This is a genomic window from Shinella zoogloeoides, assembly GCF_020883495.1.
Taxonomy (GTDB): Bacteria; Pseudomonadota; Alphaproteobacteria; order Rhizobiales; family Rhizobiaceae; genus Shinella; species Shinella zoogloeoides.
Map to the genome: position 1 here is coordinate 3,257,842 of NZ_CP086610.1, position 14,080 is coordinate 3,271,921.

General features: G+C 64.7%; 17 protein-coding genes. 4 read left to right on the top strand and 13 right to left on the bottom strand.

All coding sequences use genetic code 11. From position 1 onward, the window contains the following. The first annotated feature begins 37 nt into the window (after positions 1 to 37). Positions 38 to 679: a LysE family translocator gene (locus K8M09_RS16075; RefSeq protein ID WP_160787138.1), complete on the top strand. Its 642-nt coding sequence runs from the start codon at positions 38 to 40 to the stop codon at positions 677 to 679. A gap of 1 nt (position 680) precedes the next feature. On the opposite strand, the gene K8M09_RS16080 is transcribed toward K8M09_RS16075, so the two are convergent. The 9 genes from K8M09_RS16080 to K8M09_RS16120 all read right to left on the bottom strand — a co-directional run bounded on the left by K8M09_RS16080 (position 681) and on the right by K8M09_RS16120 (position 8,650). Continuing rightward, positions 681 to 1,475 carry an ABC transporter ATP-binding protein gene (locus tag K8M09_RS16080; RefSeq protein WP_160787139.1) on the bottom strand — a complete coding sequence of 265 codons (795 nt, stop codon included), beginning with the start codon at positions 1,473 to 1,475 and terminating at the stop codon, positions 681 to 683. After that, entirely contained in the window at positions 1,475 to 2,353 is an 879-nt protein-coding gene (locus K8M09_RS16085) for an ABC transporter permease (RefSeq protein ID WP_160787140.1), read from the bottom strand. Before K8M09_RS16085 ends, K8M09_RS16080 begins: the two co-directional genes overlap by 1 nt. A 123-nt stretch (positions 2,354 to 2,476) precedes the next feature. Then, positions 2,477 to 3,430 carry an ABC transporter substrate-binding protein gene (locus K8M09_RS16090; RefSeq protein ID WP_160787141.1) on the bottom strand — a complete coding sequence of 318 codons (954 nt, stop codon included), beginning with the start codon at positions 3,428 to 3,430 and terminating at the stop codon, positions 2,477 to 2,479. A 108-nt stretch (positions 3,431 to 3,538) separates the two neighbouring features. After that, positions 3,539 to 4,768 (bottom strand): 23S rRNA (adenine(2503)-C(2))-methyltransferase RlmN, encoded by a 1,230-nt coding sequence (rlmN, locus tag K8M09_RS16095; protein ID WP_380735248.1) that lies wholly within the window; start codon positions 4,766 to 4,768, stop codon positions 3,539 to 3,541. A gap of 231 nt (positions 4,769 to 4,999) precedes the next feature. Continuing rightward, positions 5,000 to 5,503, bottom strand: a complete 504-nt coding sequence (locus K8M09_RS16100) for an invasion associated locus B family protein (RefSeq protein WP_160787143.1) — start codon at positions 5,501 to 5,503, stop codon at positions 5,000 to 5,002. Between the two features lie 305 nt (positions 5,504 to 5,808). Beyond that, the gene (locus tag K8M09_RS16105; protein ID WP_160787144.1) at positions 5,809 to 6,198 is read right to left on the bottom strand and encodes a YkvA family protein; all 390 of its coding nucleotides are present in this window, start codon (positions 6,196 to 6,198) and stop codon (positions 5,809 to 5,811) included. Between the two features lie 71 nt (positions 6,199 to 6,269). Further along, positions 6,270 to 6,578 carry a 4a-hydroxytetrahydrobiopterin dehydratase gene (locus K8M09_RS16110; RefSeq protein ID WP_160787145.1) on the bottom strand — a complete coding sequence of 103 codons (309 nt, stop codon included), beginning with the start codon at positions 6,576 to 6,578 and terminating at the stop codon, positions 6,270 to 6,272. 77 nt (positions 6,579 to 6,655) lie between these two features. Then, a complete protein-coding gene (gene phbB, locus K8M09_RS16115) occupies positions 6,656 to 7,381 on the bottom strand; it encodes a beta-ketoacyl-ACP reductase (RefSeq protein WP_160787146.1) in 726 nt (241 codons plus the stop codon). Positions 7,382 to 7,468: 87 nt separating this feature from the next. Next, entirely contained in the window at positions 7,469 to 8,650 is a 1,182-nt protein-coding gene (locus K8M09_RS16120) for an acetyl-CoA C-acetyltransferase (protein WP_160787147.1), read from the bottom strand. 293 nt (positions 8,651 to 8,943) lie between these two features. Here K8M09_RS16120 and phaR point away from each other — a divergent pair, with 293 nt between their 5' ends. Next, on the top strand, positions 8,944 to 9,522 hold the full coding sequence (phaR, locus tag K8M09_RS16125; RefSeq protein WP_160787148.1) for a polyhydroxyalkanoate synthesis repressor PhaR: 579 nt from the start codon (positions 8,944 to 8,946) through the stop codon (positions 9,520 to 9,522). Between the two features lie 82 nt (positions 9,523 to 9,604). On the opposite strand, the gene K8M09_RS16130 is transcribed toward phaR, so the two are convergent. The 4 genes from K8M09_RS16130 to mtgA form a co-directional block, all read right to left on the bottom strand. Continuing rightward, positions 9,605 to 10,012 (bottom strand): hypothetical protein, encoded by a 408-nt coding sequence (locus tag K8M09_RS16130; protein WP_160787149.1) that lies wholly within the window; start codon positions 10,010 to 10,012, stop codon positions 9,605 to 9,607. 156 nt (positions 10,013 to 10,168) lie between these two features. Continuing rightward, positions 10,169 to 10,354, bottom strand: a complete 186-nt coding sequence (gene rpmF / locus K8M09_RS16135; RefSeq protein WP_119257782.1) for a 50S ribosomal protein L32 — start codon at positions 10,352 to 10,354, stop codon at positions 10,169 to 10,171. A 146-nt stretch (positions 10,355 to 10,500) separates the two neighbouring features. Then, complete coding sequence (locus K8M09_RS16140) at positions 10,501 to 11,148, bottom strand: glutathione S-transferase family protein (protein ID WP_160787150.1); 648 nt, start codon at positions 11,146 to 11,148, stop codon at positions 10,501 to 10,503. 71 nt (positions 11,149 to 11,219) lie between these two features. Then, positions 11,220 to 12,002 carry a monofunctional biosynthetic peptidoglycan transglycosylase gene (gene mtgA, locus K8M09_RS16145; RefSeq protein WP_206366686.1) on the bottom strand — a complete coding sequence of 261 codons (783 nt, stop codon included), beginning with the start codon at positions 12,000 to 12,002 and terminating at the stop codon, positions 11,220 to 11,222. Positions 12,003 to 12,102: 100 nt separating this feature from the next. Between mtgA and K8M09_RS16150 the strand changes: the two genes are divergently transcribed. Beyond that, on the top strand, positions 12,103 to 13,020 hold the full coding sequence (locus K8M09_RS16150) for a polyprenyl synthetase family protein (protein WP_160787152.1): 918 nt from the start codon (positions 12,103 to 12,105) through the stop codon (positions 13,018 to 13,020). A gap of 4 nt (positions 13,021 to 13,024) precedes the next feature. Beyond that, entirely contained in the window at positions 13,025 to 14,080 is a 1,056-nt protein-coding gene (hisC, locus tag K8M09_RS16155; RefSeq protein ID WP_160787153.1) for a histidinol-phosphate transaminase, read from the top strand.

Here is a 14,080-nt window from a genome sequence, read left to right on the forward strand (position 1 = left end):
GAGTCCGTCATCCTCCCGGCTTTTCAAGGGTTCCGCCATGGACGTCCTGCCCACGCTCCCGACGCTTCTCGCCTTCACGGCCGCAAGCCTGCTGCTTGCCATGACGCCGGGGCCGGACATGACGCTCTCCATCAGCCGGGCGCTCTCGCAGGGCCGCGGCCCGGCGCTCTATGTGGTGATCGGCACCAGCCTCGGCATCGTGGTGCATACGCTGCTGGTCGCCTTCGGCATTTCGGCGCTGATCACCGCCTCGCCCACCGCCTTCCTGATCCTGAAGACCGGCGGCGCGGCCTACCTGCTCTGGCTTGCCGTGCAGGCGATCCGCTACGGCTCCAACTTCACGGTGAAGGCGGCGGCCGGCCCGCGCGGCACGGCGCTCGCCAATATCTCCACCGGCTTCGGCGTGAACCTGCTGAACCCCAAGGTCATCATCTTCTTCATGACCTTCCTGCCGCAGTTCATCTCGGCCAGCGACCCGAACGTCACCGGCAAGCTGATCTTCCTCGGCCTGTTCTTCATCGTCGTCGGCATCCCGGTGAACGTGATCGTCATCCTCGCCGCCGACAGGCTGGCAGGCTGGCTCCAGCAGAACCCGAAGGTCCTGCGCGGCATCGACTACACATTCGCGGGCGTCTTCTCGGTCTTCGCGATGCGGATTCTCTTCACGCAGGCGAAATAGCTCAGCCGATCAGCAACGCATCGTCATCCAGCGTCTGGCCGCGCATCTTACGGAACATGGCGATGAGGTCCTCGACCTGAAGGGTCTTGCGGTTCTCCCCGGCCACGTCCAGCACGATCTCGCCGCCATGCAGCATGACGGTGCGGTGGCCGTAATCGAGCGCCTGACGCATCGAATGCGTCACCATCAGCGTCGTCAGCTTGCGCTCCGACACGATCTTCTGCGTCAGGGTCATGATGAATTCGGCCATGCCCGGATCGAGCGCAGCGGTATGCTCGTCGAGCAGAAGCACGTCGGAGCCGGCAAGCGTCGCCATGACGAGGGAAACCGCCTGCCGCTGGCCGCCGGAAAGCAGGTCCATGCGGTCGCGCATGCGGTTCTCGAGGCCGAGATTGAGTTCGGCGATGCGCTCGCGGAAATGCGCGCGGCGCTGCGGACCGAGGGCCGAAGCGAGGCCGCGCCGTTCGCCGCGACGGGCCGCAAGCGCAAGGTTCTCCTCGATGGAGAGCGCGCCGCAGCTACCCGTCAGCGGATCCTGGAAGACGCGGGCGACGCGGCCGGCGCGGGCGGCGGTGCCCTGGCGGGTCACATCGGCGGTGCCGATCTTCACCTGGCCCTCGCTGGCGATGACGTCGCCGGCGAGAACGCCGAGCAGCGTCGACTTGCCGGCGCCGTTCGAGCCGATGACGGTGACGAATTCGCCTTCCGCAATGGTGAGGCTGACACCGTTCAGCGCCTGCTTCTGCAGCGGCGTGCCCTTGCCGAAGACGACCTTGATATCGGAAACGGAGATCATCAGGCGGCTCCCCCGCGGCGAAGGCGCGGCAGCACGAGCGCCACGGTGACGAGCAGGGCCGTCACGAAATTGAGGTCCGAGGCCTGCAGGCCGAGCACGTCGGAAGAGAGCGCGAGCTGGATGGCGATACGATAGAGGATCGAGCCGAGCACGCAGCCGATCAGCGCCATGAGGATGCCGCGCGCGCCGAACAGCGTCTCACCGATGATGACGGCGGCAAGGCCGACGACGATGGTGCCGACACCGGAGGTGACGTCGGCAAAGCCGTTGGTCTGCGCGAAGAGCGCACCGCCGAGGGCGACCAGCGCGTTGGAAAGCGCGATGCCGAGATAGATCTGCTTGTTCGTATTGACGCCCTGGGCGCGGGCCATGCGGGCATTCGCGCCGGTCGCACGCATCGACAGGCCCGCGTCGCTTTCGAGGAAGCGCCAGACGAGGATGACGGCGATGACGACGAGGATGCCGACGAAGAGTGGGCGCACGTAGAAATCACGCAGGCCAAGCCCGAAGAACGGGCTGATCATCGTATCCGCATTGATGAGCGCGACATTCGGCTTGCCCATGACGCGCAGGTTCACCGAGAACAGCGCGATCATGGTGAGGATCGAGGCGAGCAGGTTGAGGATGCGGAACCTGACATTCAGCATGGCCGTGACGAGGCCGGCAACCGCGCCGGCCGCCATGGCGACGGCGGCGGCAAGCCAGGGGTTGAGGCCCGCGATGATCAGCACGGCCGCGACGGCCGCACCCAGCGGGAAGGACCCGTCGACGGTGAGGTCCGGAAAATCCAGCACGCGGAAGGCAAGGTAAACGCCGATCGCGACGAAGGCATAGACCAGCCCCAGTTCGACGGCACCCCAGAAGGCAATCAGGCTCACGGCTCTTAGGCTTTCTCTTTTTCCCATTCCGCATCGCGCGGGATGGGCCTTTCTAACAGATCAACCGCCGCCGGGCGATCCGGCAGCGGTTGATTCCGATTGGCGATGTCCGCGAACCTCGGCTTATTCGATCACGCGGGTCGCGCGGCCGACGACGGCTTCCGGAAGGGTGACGCCCATCTTGGCGGCGGCGCCCTTGTTGATGACGAGGTCGGTGCCGGCAGCAACCTTCACGGCGATGTCGCCCGGGTTCTCGCCCTTGAGGATGCGCACGACCACTTCGCCCGTCTGCTTGCCGACATCCTTGTAGTTGAAGCCGAGCGCCGCGATGGAGCCGCGCGAGACGGAATCCGTGTCGGCGGTGAAGAGCGGCAGCTTGGCTTCCTCGGCAACGGCGACGGCGCCTTCGAGGGCGGAGATGATCGTGTTGTCCGTCGGGATGTAGATCGCATCGGCGCGGCCGACGAGCGCACGGGCTGCGCCCTGCACTTCAGCCGACTTGGTGGCGGCGGATTCGACGACCGTGAGGCCGGCCTTCTCGGCTTCGGCCTTCAGCACGGCGAGCAGCGAAACGGAGTTCGCCTCACCCGAATTGTAGAGGTAGCCGACGGTCTTCACGTTGGGCAGGATTTCCTTGATCAGCGCCAGATGCTCGGCAACCGGCGACAGGTCGGAAAGGCCGGTGACGTTGCCGCCCGGCTTGTCCATGTCCTTGACGAGCTGCGCGCCGAGCGGATCGGAAACGGCGGTGAAGACGACCGGAATGTCCTTCGTCGCGGAAACGACGGCCTGGGCCGAGGGCGTGGAGATCGGCACGATGACGGTCGGGCCTTCGCCGACGAACTGGCGGGCGATCTGCGCCGCGGTCGCGGGGTTGCCCTGCGCCGACTCGTAGATGAACTTCAGGTTCTCGCCTTCCTTGTAGCCGGCGGCTTCCAGCGCTTCCTTCACGCCGTCGCGGGCGGCATCGAGGGCGGGGTGTTCGACGATGGCCGTCACGGCAACCGTGACGTCTTCGGCCTTCGCAGGCAGCGTGAGCGCGAGCGTTGCGGCCGCGGCGAGCAGGATATGGCGCATGAATGGGTCTCCCGAGAATGATTTCGGCCGTTTCTAGGCAAAACGGCCGTTCAAATCAATTCTCACAGACCGCTGGGTCGATCATATTTTCTGATGAGAGGGCGCGGCTCAGTCGTCTTCGCCGTGCCCGACGATCATCATCGCCTCGAAGGCCATGCGGTCGACCTTGCGCATGCGCTCGGATTCCGACTTGAGCTGACCGCAGGCGGCGAGGATGTCGCGGCCGCGCGGCGTGCGGATCGGCGAGGCGTAACCGGCCTGATTGATGAAATCGGCGAAGCGCTCGATCTGCTCCCAGTCCGAACACTGGTAGTTCGTGCCCGGCCAGGGGTTGAAGGGAATGAGATTGATCTTCGCCGGAATGCCCTTGAGGAGCTGGACGAGCAGCTTGGCGTCCTCCAGCGTGTCGTTGACGTCCTTCAGCATCACATATTCGAAGGTGATACGGCGGGCGTTCGACAGGCTCGGATAGGCGCGGCAGGCCTCGAGCAGGTCCTTCAGCGGATATTTCTTGTTGATCGGCACCAGCATGTCGCGCAGGTCGTCGCGCACGGCATGCAGCGAGATCGCCAGCATGACGCCGATTTCCGAGCCGGTACGATAGATTTCCGGCACGATGCCGGAAGTCGACAGCGTGACACGGCGCTTGGAAAGCGACAGGCCATCGCCATCGGTGGCGATCAGCAGAGCCGTCTTCACGCTCTCGAAATTGTAGAGCGGCTCGCCCATGCCCATCATAACGATGTTGGAGACCTTGCGGCCCTCCGCCGGCACGATGGCGCCGGCCGGCGTATCGCGGTCCGGGAAGTCGCCGAGACGGTCGCGGGCGAGCAGGAGCTGCGAGAGGATTTCCTCGGCCGTCAGGTTGCGCACCAGCTTCTGCGTGCCGGTATGGCAAAAAGAACAGGTCAGCGTGCAGCCGACCTGGCTGGAAATGCAGAGCGTGCCGCGCCCTTCTTCGGGAATGTAGACGGTCTCGATCTCGACCGGGCGGCCAGCGCCGCGCGCGGGAAAGCGCAGCAGCCACTTGCGCGTGCCGTCATTGGAAATCTGCTCGTCGACGATCTCGGGGCGGGCGATGGTGAAATGCGTCTTCAGCATTTCGCGCATGTCCTTGGAGACATTCGTCATGTCGTCGAAATCGGAGACGCCGCGCACATAGAGCCAGTGCCAGAGCTGGCTGACGCGCATCTTCACCTGCCGCTCGGCGACACCCTTCTCGACCAGCGCGCGGCCCATGTCCTCGCGCGAAAGGCCGATCAGCGACGGCTTTTCGGCGGCCGGGATGTTGCGGACGAGCGGCGCCTTGAGCGGCTCGGCCGTATTGAGAAAGTCCATGCTTGCCATCGGGTCATCCCTCAAGAACAGGGCGCGCCTGCGCAGGCTTCCTGCGCCGCTAGCGGGTCCATGCTCGACTGAAGTTCAGCGGACCTTACGGCGCCGACGGATGCGGCGGAGGTCCAGTTGCCGGCCCTTTAGCATTGTTCCGGCGCAAAGTCACCTGCCGAGGAATAGCGAAAGGGCCGGCATCGCTGCCGGCCCTTATAGCGGATAGGCTTCAGCCGCAGCTTAGCGGCAACCCTCGATCTGCTTCAGCGCCGCCGAGATGCCGGAGAGCGAATAGGAATAGGCCGTGCCGGTGCCGCGGCGGGACTTCGCCTGAACCTGCATGTCCTTGCCGTTCTTCATGGCGGCGACGAGGGCCGGCTCTTCGGCGGCGTTCTCGACCCAGGCGGAGTTGCCCTTGGTGAACATCACGAAGGTGCGGCCGTCGATGACGACGTTGACCTTGGAATTCTCCTGCAGCGGATAGCCCATCATCGCCTGCGGCTCGTAGCTGATGTTCTGGCCCGGGCGCTGCGAGACGAGGAAGAAGACATCGCCGTGGTCGACGCCGGGCGGCGTCTTTTCCTTCGGCACGGACAGCACGTAGCAGACCTTGCCGCCATTCGCCTGATAGGAATAGGCGCCCCAGGCATTGAACTGCTGAATGCGCGTCGGCGTTTGCGCCGAGGCAACGCCTGCGGTCGCAAGGACGAGGGCGAGTGCGGTTGCGAGCTTTCTTACGAACATGTTTTCCTGCCGGTTGTCTTGCCAGTGATTGCCGGCCGAAGGCGGATGCCTTTCACGCCGGTGTCGGCCATGCTTGATGACGATTTGATTTATTTTGACTTAATTCAGGTTACCAAACCGTCAACACGCACGCATTTTGCCGAGGTCTTCCGCGCCGCACCGGGACGAAACCGTGTCGAAGTCCGCCGCAGCCTTTTCGTGAAAAGCGGGCGTGCCCAGTCCCCATTTGGTGAGATGAACCCGTCGAGATGCCTAATGGCACAAGGAATAGGGCAAGAATTTGACCCGATTGCGGGCCGGCCGGCTCAACCGAAGGGTTGCATGTCCGGCTCGTCCGCAAGCGCCCGGTCGGCGGCCGCGTAATGGTCGTCGCGAACATGGCCGCGGATCGCCGCGAAGGCGGCCGTCAGCACGGCAACGTCGTCGGAAAAGCCGACGAGCGCGAAGAAATCCGGTATGCCGTCGAGCGGCAGCACAAAATAGGCGAGCGCCGCCAGCAGGATGCCGCGCGCCCGGGCCGGCGTGTGGGGATCGAGCGCGCAATAGTAGGACGCGACGAGATCGCGGGCGAAGGGAACCTGCCGCATCGCGCGCTTGAGAGCCGGCCAGAACCGCCGCCTCACGCGGCTTTCCTGACGCTCCTGCTCGTCCTTGTCGCCGGGCAGCAGAATCTCGCCGATCTTCACATCGTCCATTCAAGGCCTCCCTCGGGTGGCAGCGCCGGAACAGTCCGGCGCTGATCATATGGGAATGCGTTCACGCCGCTTCAACTCTTCGTGCGAAAGGCCGCCGCCTTCTCCATCGCCGCCGCCAGCTTGAAGTCCAGCTCGGTCAGCCCGCCCGCATCGTGGTTGGTCAGCCGCACGTCGACGCGATTGTAGACGTTGAACCATTCGGGATGGTGGTTGAATTTCTCCGCCGCCAGCGCGCCCTCGGTCATGAAGCCGAACGCCTCGCGGAAGCTCTTGAACGTGTAGCGCTTCTCGATGGCGATGCCGTCAGCCGAGCGAATCCATCCTTCGAGGGATGCCAGCGCCTCGGCAATCGCCGCCTCATCCAGCTTTTCCTGTTTCATCGGGGCTCTCCTTTCGACCAGCATACCACATGAAAACGGCGCCCGAAGGCGCCGCGTTCCGTTTCGTGTGGCCGGTATCAGACGAAGAACTGGCCGCCGTTCGCCGAGATGGTCGAGCCGGTGATGAAGCCGGCCTCGTCCGAGGCGAGGAAGACGACGATGCGGGCGATCTCGTCCGGCTCGCCGAGGCGGCCGACCGGGATCTGCGGGATGATCCGCTCGTTCAGCACCTTTTCCGGAATGGCGCGCACCATTTCCGTACCGATATAGCCGGGGCAGATGGCGTTGACCGTGATGCCCTTGGCCGCGCCTTCCTGCGCCAGCGCCTTGGTGAAGCCGAGGTCGCCGGCCTTGGCGGCGGAATAGTTCGCCTGACCCATCTGGCCCTTCTGGCCGTTGATCGAGGAGATGTTGACGATGCGGCCGAAGCTGCGGTCGCGCATGCCGGACCAGACCGGATGGGTCATGTTGAAGAGACCCGTGAGGTTGGTGTTGATGACCGCATTCCACTGGTCGGGCGTCATCTTGTGGAACATCGCGTCCTTGGTGATGCCCGCATTGTTGACGAGAACGTCAATCGGGCCGAGATCGGCCTCCACCTTGGCGATCCCCTCGACGCAGGCCTCGTAGCTCGACACGTCCCACTTGTAGACGGCGATGCCCGTTTCCGCCTTGAAGGCGTTGGCCGCATCGTCATTGCCGGCATAGCTGGCAGCCACCTTGTATCCCGCCGCCTTCAGCGCAATCGAAATGGCTGCGCCGATGCCCCGCGATCCCCCCGTTACCAATGCTACCCTGCTCATGTCGCTCACTCCCCTAGACTGATTTTTTGAGTCGACCTGTCGCCCTGCCGGCGGCAGGTCATGGCAAAGTTTTGGATAAGCTGACGCCTAAAGGCTCTCGATGCACATCGCCACGCCCATGCCGCCGCCGATGCAGAGCGTGGCGAGACCCTTGCGGGCGCCGCGACGCTTCATCTCGAAGAGGAGCGTGTTGAGGATGCGGGCGCCGGACGCGCCGATCGGGTGGCCGATGGCGATGGCACCGCCGTTGACGTTGACGATGGACGGATCCCAGCCGAGGTCCTTGTTGACCGCGCAGGCCTGCGCCGCGAAGGCTTCGTTGGCTTCCACGAGGTCGAGATCGCCGATCTTCCAGCCGGCGCGCTCGAGCGCCTTGCGGGAGGCCGGGATCGGGCCGGTGCCCATGACCTTGGGATCGACGCCGACCGTCGCCCAGGAAACGATGCGGCCGAGCGGCTGGATGCCGCGGCGCGAGGCTTCCGCTTCGCTCATCAGGAGGGCCGCGGCCGCGCCGTCATTGAGGCCGGAGGCGTTGCCGGCCGTCACCGTGCCTTCCTTGTCGAAGGCCGGGCGGAGCTTCGCCATGGAATCGAGCGTCGCGCCGTGGCGGATATATTCGTCGGCATCGACCGTGATGTCGCCCTTGCGGCCCTTGACGATGAAGGGAACGATCTCGTCCTTGAAGCGGCCGTCCTTCTGGGCGGCCTCGGCCTTGTTCTGCGAGGCGACGGCGAAGGCGTCCTGCTCGTCGCGGGAAAGCTGCCACTGCTTGGCGACATTCTCGGCGGTCGTGCCCATGTGGTAGCCGTAGAAGGCGTCGGTCAGGCCGTCCTTGATCATCGTGTCGATCATCTTGAAATCGCCCATCTTCACGCCGCCGCGCAGATGCGCGCAATGCGGGGCCATGGACATGGATTCCATGCCGCCGGCGACGATGATGCTCGCATCGCCCGTGGCGATCTGCTGCATGCCGAGCGCGACGGCGCGCAGGCCCGAGCCGCAAAGCTGGTTCATGCCCCAGGCGGTCGCCTCCTGCGGCACGCCGGCCTTCATGGCGGCCTGGCGGGCCGGGTTCTGGCCTTCGCCGGCCGGCAGCACCTGGCCGAGAATCACCTCGTTCACCTCGCCCGCCGCAACGCCCGCGCGCTCGAGAACCGCCGAAATCACGGTCGCCCCGAGTTCATGGGCGGGCGTGTTGGCGAAAGCGCCGTTGAAGGAACCGACCGCGGTGCGGGCGGCGCTGGCGATGACGATGGACGGGGTGCTCATATGTGCTTCCTCAGTTCTGGCAGCCTTGCGGCCGGCCTTGGAACCGGGTCCGGCGCACGAACGGCGCGAGCCCGGCGGTTCTCCCGAAATCAAAACTGGCAAAGCGGAGAAGGAGAGTCAAACGGGATATCCCGCGGCGCTAAAATTTCATGCGGGGGGCCGCGCAGCATGAAAATCCATGTTGCGCAGCATCCCTCGCCGCATCGCACAATTCGATTGTCAGGAAGCGTCTTTTTGCGGATACTCGCAAGGCTCAAAAAAGAAAACAGGAACACGGGGATGAGGAGACCCTAATGGCCAGGAACGACGGTCAGATCGTCATCAAGAAATATGCCAACCGGCGGCTCTACAATACCGGCACCAGCACCTATGTGACGCTCGACGATCTCGCGGTCATGGTGAAGAAGGGCGAGGATTTCACCGTGCAGGACGCCAAGTCCGGCGAGGACATCACCCATTCCGTGCTGACGCAGATCATCTTCGAGCAGGAATCCAAGACGGGCAACACCTTGCTGCCGATCTCGTTCCTGCGCCAGTTGATCTCCTATTACGGCGACCAGATGCAGATGGTCGTGCCGAGCTATCTCGAGCACTCCATGCAGGCCTTCACCGAGCAGCAGTCGCAGATGCGCGAGCAGATCAACAAGACCTTCGGCGACACCCCGCTCGGCAAGAACCTGCAGGTGCCGATGCAGCTCGTCGAGGAGACAGTGCGGCGCAATACGGAAATGTTCCAGCAGGCGATGAAGATGTTCTCGCCCTTCGCCAATGCGGCCCCGGCAAAGGAAACCCGCAAGGCCGAGCCCAAGGATCTCGACGAACTGAAGGAGCAGCTTCGCGCACTCCAGACCAAGCTCGACAATCTGAGCTGAAGAGGGCCGAGCTGAAGAGGGCTGAGCTTAAAAAAGGCTGGCCTGAACAGGCCGGTGCGGCGCGGGGCTTTCCCGCGCCTTCTCAGAGCCCGATGGAAAGGTCGCGCCCCGCCGTGCGGATCGAGACGGCGAAGCCTGCGATGACATCAATGAAGGCGATCGTCATCAGGATAAAGAAGATCTGCGTCGCCGCGCCCTGCACCAGCAGGAACTCGACGAGAAACGCCACGAACAGCACCATCGACAGCATGTGATCGAGAAGCGCCCGCGAACCGGGGCGCGTGGCCTTCAGGATTTCCACGAAGAGCAGCACGAGCGCGATCAGGATGAGGAGGTCCCCGAAGGCCATCGTCCAGTCCGTGCCGGAGAGCATGTGGACCGACATCACCTCGTTGTCGAGCACGCCGACGCCGCCATCGCCGAAAAGGCCCGCCATGGCGAGGTTGTAGAGGGCGAAGGGGATGATCAGCAGCGGGGTCGCCAAAAGCATGTGAAGCTCCCTTTGGCCGCGCGTTCACGGCGGCGTTCCAGCCCTCTTAGAGCATGTCCCGCAAGCCTGCGCAGCCGCTTTGCGGCGGAAACCGCGCAAAAAAGAAAAGGCCCCGTTTCCGGGGCCTCGATCTCGGCTGATGCCGGAAACGCAGGATTATGCGCTTTCCTTCGGCGTCAGAACCTGGCGACCGCGGTACATACCGGTCTTCAGGTCGATGTGGTGCGGACGACGCAGTTCGCCCGAGTTCTTGTCTTCAACGTAGGTCGAACCCTTCAGAGCGTCTGCGGAACGGCGCATACCGCGCTTGGACGGGGTCGTTTTTCTTTTCGGTACAGCCATTTGACTAACTCCACTTATCGGGCAAACACATCCCTACGGCACCGGACGGGCGACAGGACATGCCTTTTTCTCGGAAATTGGGCCGGCTTATACATGGCAAAACCCTGCTTGACCAGTCCCCGCGCGGATTTTTTCGACTCTGCCTTTCAGACCTCGTCTTCCGGCACGATCCACGGCTCGGCAAGAGCCGCCGCCTGCCATTTCCGCCAGGCCGGATGCGCCTTCATGCGCTCCACATAGGCCAGTACCGCCTCGTCCTTCGTCAGGCAATAGATTTCCAGCCGGTTGACGACCGGCGCATACATGGCGTCCGCAGCGGAAAAGTCCCCGAACAGGAACGGCCCGCCGGAACGGGCGAGCGCATCCTTCCAGATCGTCTCGATGCGCGCGACGTCGGCCATCACGCCCGTCGGCAGATCGATTGCGCCCGGCTTGCGGCGGATGTTCATGGGGCAGGCGCTGCGCAGCGCATGGAAGCCGGCGAGCATTTCCATGGAGATCGCCCGCGCCTCGGCCCGCGCCGCCCGGTCCTTCGGCCAGATGCCGGCATCGGGAAAAAGCTCGGCGACATATTCGATGATGGCGAGCGATTCCCAGACCCTGACATCGCCGTGATGCAGCAGGGGGACCTTGCCCGACGGCGAGACCTTGCGGATTTCCGGGTTTCCGGCGGGAAAATCGAAAGGGATCACCCTGTCGGTGAAGGGCACGCCCGCAGCCTCCATGGCGATCCATGGGCGGAAGGACCAGGACGAATAGTTCTTGTTGCCGAGGTAGAGGATGAGTTCCGACATGTTTCAATGCTCCCTGAGAGCATCGGACCCTAGGCCGTCACCGGGGAAAGCGCCAATGAAAAGGCCTGAAGTCACTCATAAAGGCATTTGATATAGTCGCCCGAACCGCTCGCCCGCCGCTCGATCAGCCGCGCCAGACGCTGCAATCCGCGCCCCGGCTTGCCGGCATTGCGCTCGCGCGGATTGGGCAGGGAGGCGGCAAGAAGCGCCGCCTGCCGGCGCGTGAGCTTTGCCGCCGGCACGTTGAAATGATGCTGCGCCGCCGCCTCGATGCCGTAGATGCCTGGCCCCCATTCGGCGACATTGAGGTAGATTTCCATCAGCCGCTGCTTGCTCCAGACGAAGTCCGCCGCCACGGCCAGCGGCAGCTCCATCGCCTTGCGCACGAAGGAGCGGCCGTTCCACAGGAAGAGGTTCTTGGCCGTCTGCATCGGGATCGTGCTTGCACCGCGCGTCTGCTCGCCCGCCAGCGCCTCGCTCACCACCGCGCGCATCTGCCCCCAGTCGACGCCGGCATGGCGGCAGAACTGCCCGTCCTCGGACATCATCACCGATTTCACGAGATTGGGCGAGATATCCTCGAACGCCACCCATTGCCGGTCGTAGCCGCGCAGCAGCACGAGATCGCGCAGCATCAGCGTGGAAACCGGGCGCACGAAGGGGACGGCATAGAGGAAGATCAGCACATAGGGCAGCGCGACGAAAGCGGCCACGACGAACACGAGGCGTCGCCAGTTCCGGCGAAGCCGGCTCATCCAGCCGTCCCTCCCACCGGTCTCAACCTCCATGTCTGCCCGTGTTTCCGGTACGATGTCCAAGAGCCGGCGTCCGTCCTTCCGTCGTTGCGCCTTCATACCGTCCCGACGCTTCAAAAACCAGCGCCGGGCCGCGATTCTTTGCCGCCATCCCGGCATTCCCGTTGCTTCGCCCGGGTGCCCATGCCAAAGAGCGGCCATGAGCGAGCGTCACCAGCAATTCCAGTCCCTTCTCAAGAGCAATGCCGAGGCGGTGGAAGCCCTCCTCGAACGGCTGCTCTCGACCGATCTGCAGGCCGGTGAGATCGCCCGGCCGGAACGCCTCCTCGCCGCCATGCGCCACGGCGTCCTCAACGGCGGCAAGCGGCTGCGTCCCTTCCTCGTCATCGAATCCGCCGCGCTGTTCCCGGGCGTGGAGCGCGAGACGGCGCTGCGCATCGGGGCCGCGCTCGAATGCATCCACTGCTATTCGCTGGTCCATGACGACCTGCCGGCCATGGACGACGACGATATGCGCCGCGGCCAGCCGACCGTGCATATCGCCTTCGACGAGGCCGCCGCCATCCTTGCCGGCGATAGCCTGCTGACGCTCGCCTTCGACATCGTCGCAGCACCCGAGACGCGCCTGCCCGACGCCACCAAGACGGCACTGGTTCTGGCGCTCGCCCGCGCCGCCGGCATCGGCGGCATGGCCGGCGGCCAGGCGCTCGACCTTGCGGCCGAAAAGCAGGCACCGGACGAAGACGGCATCGTTGCCTTGCAGGCCATGAAGACGGGCGCGCTGCTGCGTTTTGCCTGCGAGGCCGGCGCGATCGTCGCAGGCGCTTCCGCCGGGGACCGCAGCACGCTGCGCCGCTATGGCGAAACGGTGGGCCTTGCCTTCCAGATCGCCGACGACCTGCTCGACCTTACCGCGGATGCTGAGACCATGGGCAAGGCGACCGGCAAGGACGCCGAACGCGGCAAGGCCACGCTCGTCTCCCGCCGGGGACAGGCATGGGCGGAAAATCGCCTGAGGGAACTCGTCACGGAGGCCGAGGCGCTGCTTGCGCCGTTCAGCCATCGGGCCGGCATCCTCATCGAAACCGCCCATTTCATCGCCAATCGCAGGAACTGACGTCATGAGCAAATTCTGGTCGCCGATCGTCGCCACGCTCAAGCCCTATGTCGCAGGCGAGCAGCCGCGCATCCCCAACCTCATCAAGCTCAACACCAACGAGAACCCCTACGGACCGTCGCCGAAGGCCATCGCCGCCATGCAGGCCGCCGTTGCCGACAGCCTGAAGCTCTACCCCGATCCGGGCGCGCTGGCGCTACGCCAGTCCATCGCCCGCTTCTACGGCGTGGAGGCCGACGAGGTCTTCGTCGGAAACGGCTCGGACGAGGTGCTGGCGCACGCCTTCGTCGCCCTTCTCAAGCATGACAAGCCGCTGCTCTACCCCGACATCACCTACAGCTTCTACCCGACCTATTGCCGCCTCTTCGGCATCGAACCCGTCGAAATCCCGCTAAAGGACGATTTCACCATCGACCTTGCGGACTACGACCGCCCCGCCGGCGCGATCATCCTGCCGAACCCGAACGCCCCGACCGGCATCGGCCTGCCGCTTGCCGCCATCGAAAAGCTTCTCGCCGAACACCCGGACCAGCCGGTGGTGATCGACGAAGCCTATATCGACTTCGGCGGCGAGAGCGCGATCCCGCTGACGAAGAGATACGACAACCTCCTCGTCATCCACACGCTCTCCAAGTCCCGCTCGCTGGCGGGCCTTCGCGTCGGCTACGCCATCGGCCAGCGCCCGCTGATCGATGCGCTGGAGCGCGTCAAGGACAGCTTCAACTCCTATCCGCTCGACCGCGTGGCCCAGGCCGGCGCGACCGCCGCCATCGACGACCGGCAATGGTTCGACACAACGCGCGGCAAGGTGATCGAATCGCGCGAACGGGTGACGGGCGCGCTGCGCCAGCGCGGCTTCGAGGTGCTGCCCTCGCAGGCGAACTTCGTCTTCGCCCGCCATCCGGGCCACAGCGGCGAGGCGCTGGCGAAGAGCCTGCGCGAGCGCGCCGTGCTGGTGCGCCATTTCGCCAAGCCCCGCATTTCGGATTTCCTGCGTATCACCATCGGCACGCCGGAGGAATGCGACCGCCTGATCGCGGCGCTTGAGGACATCCTCTAA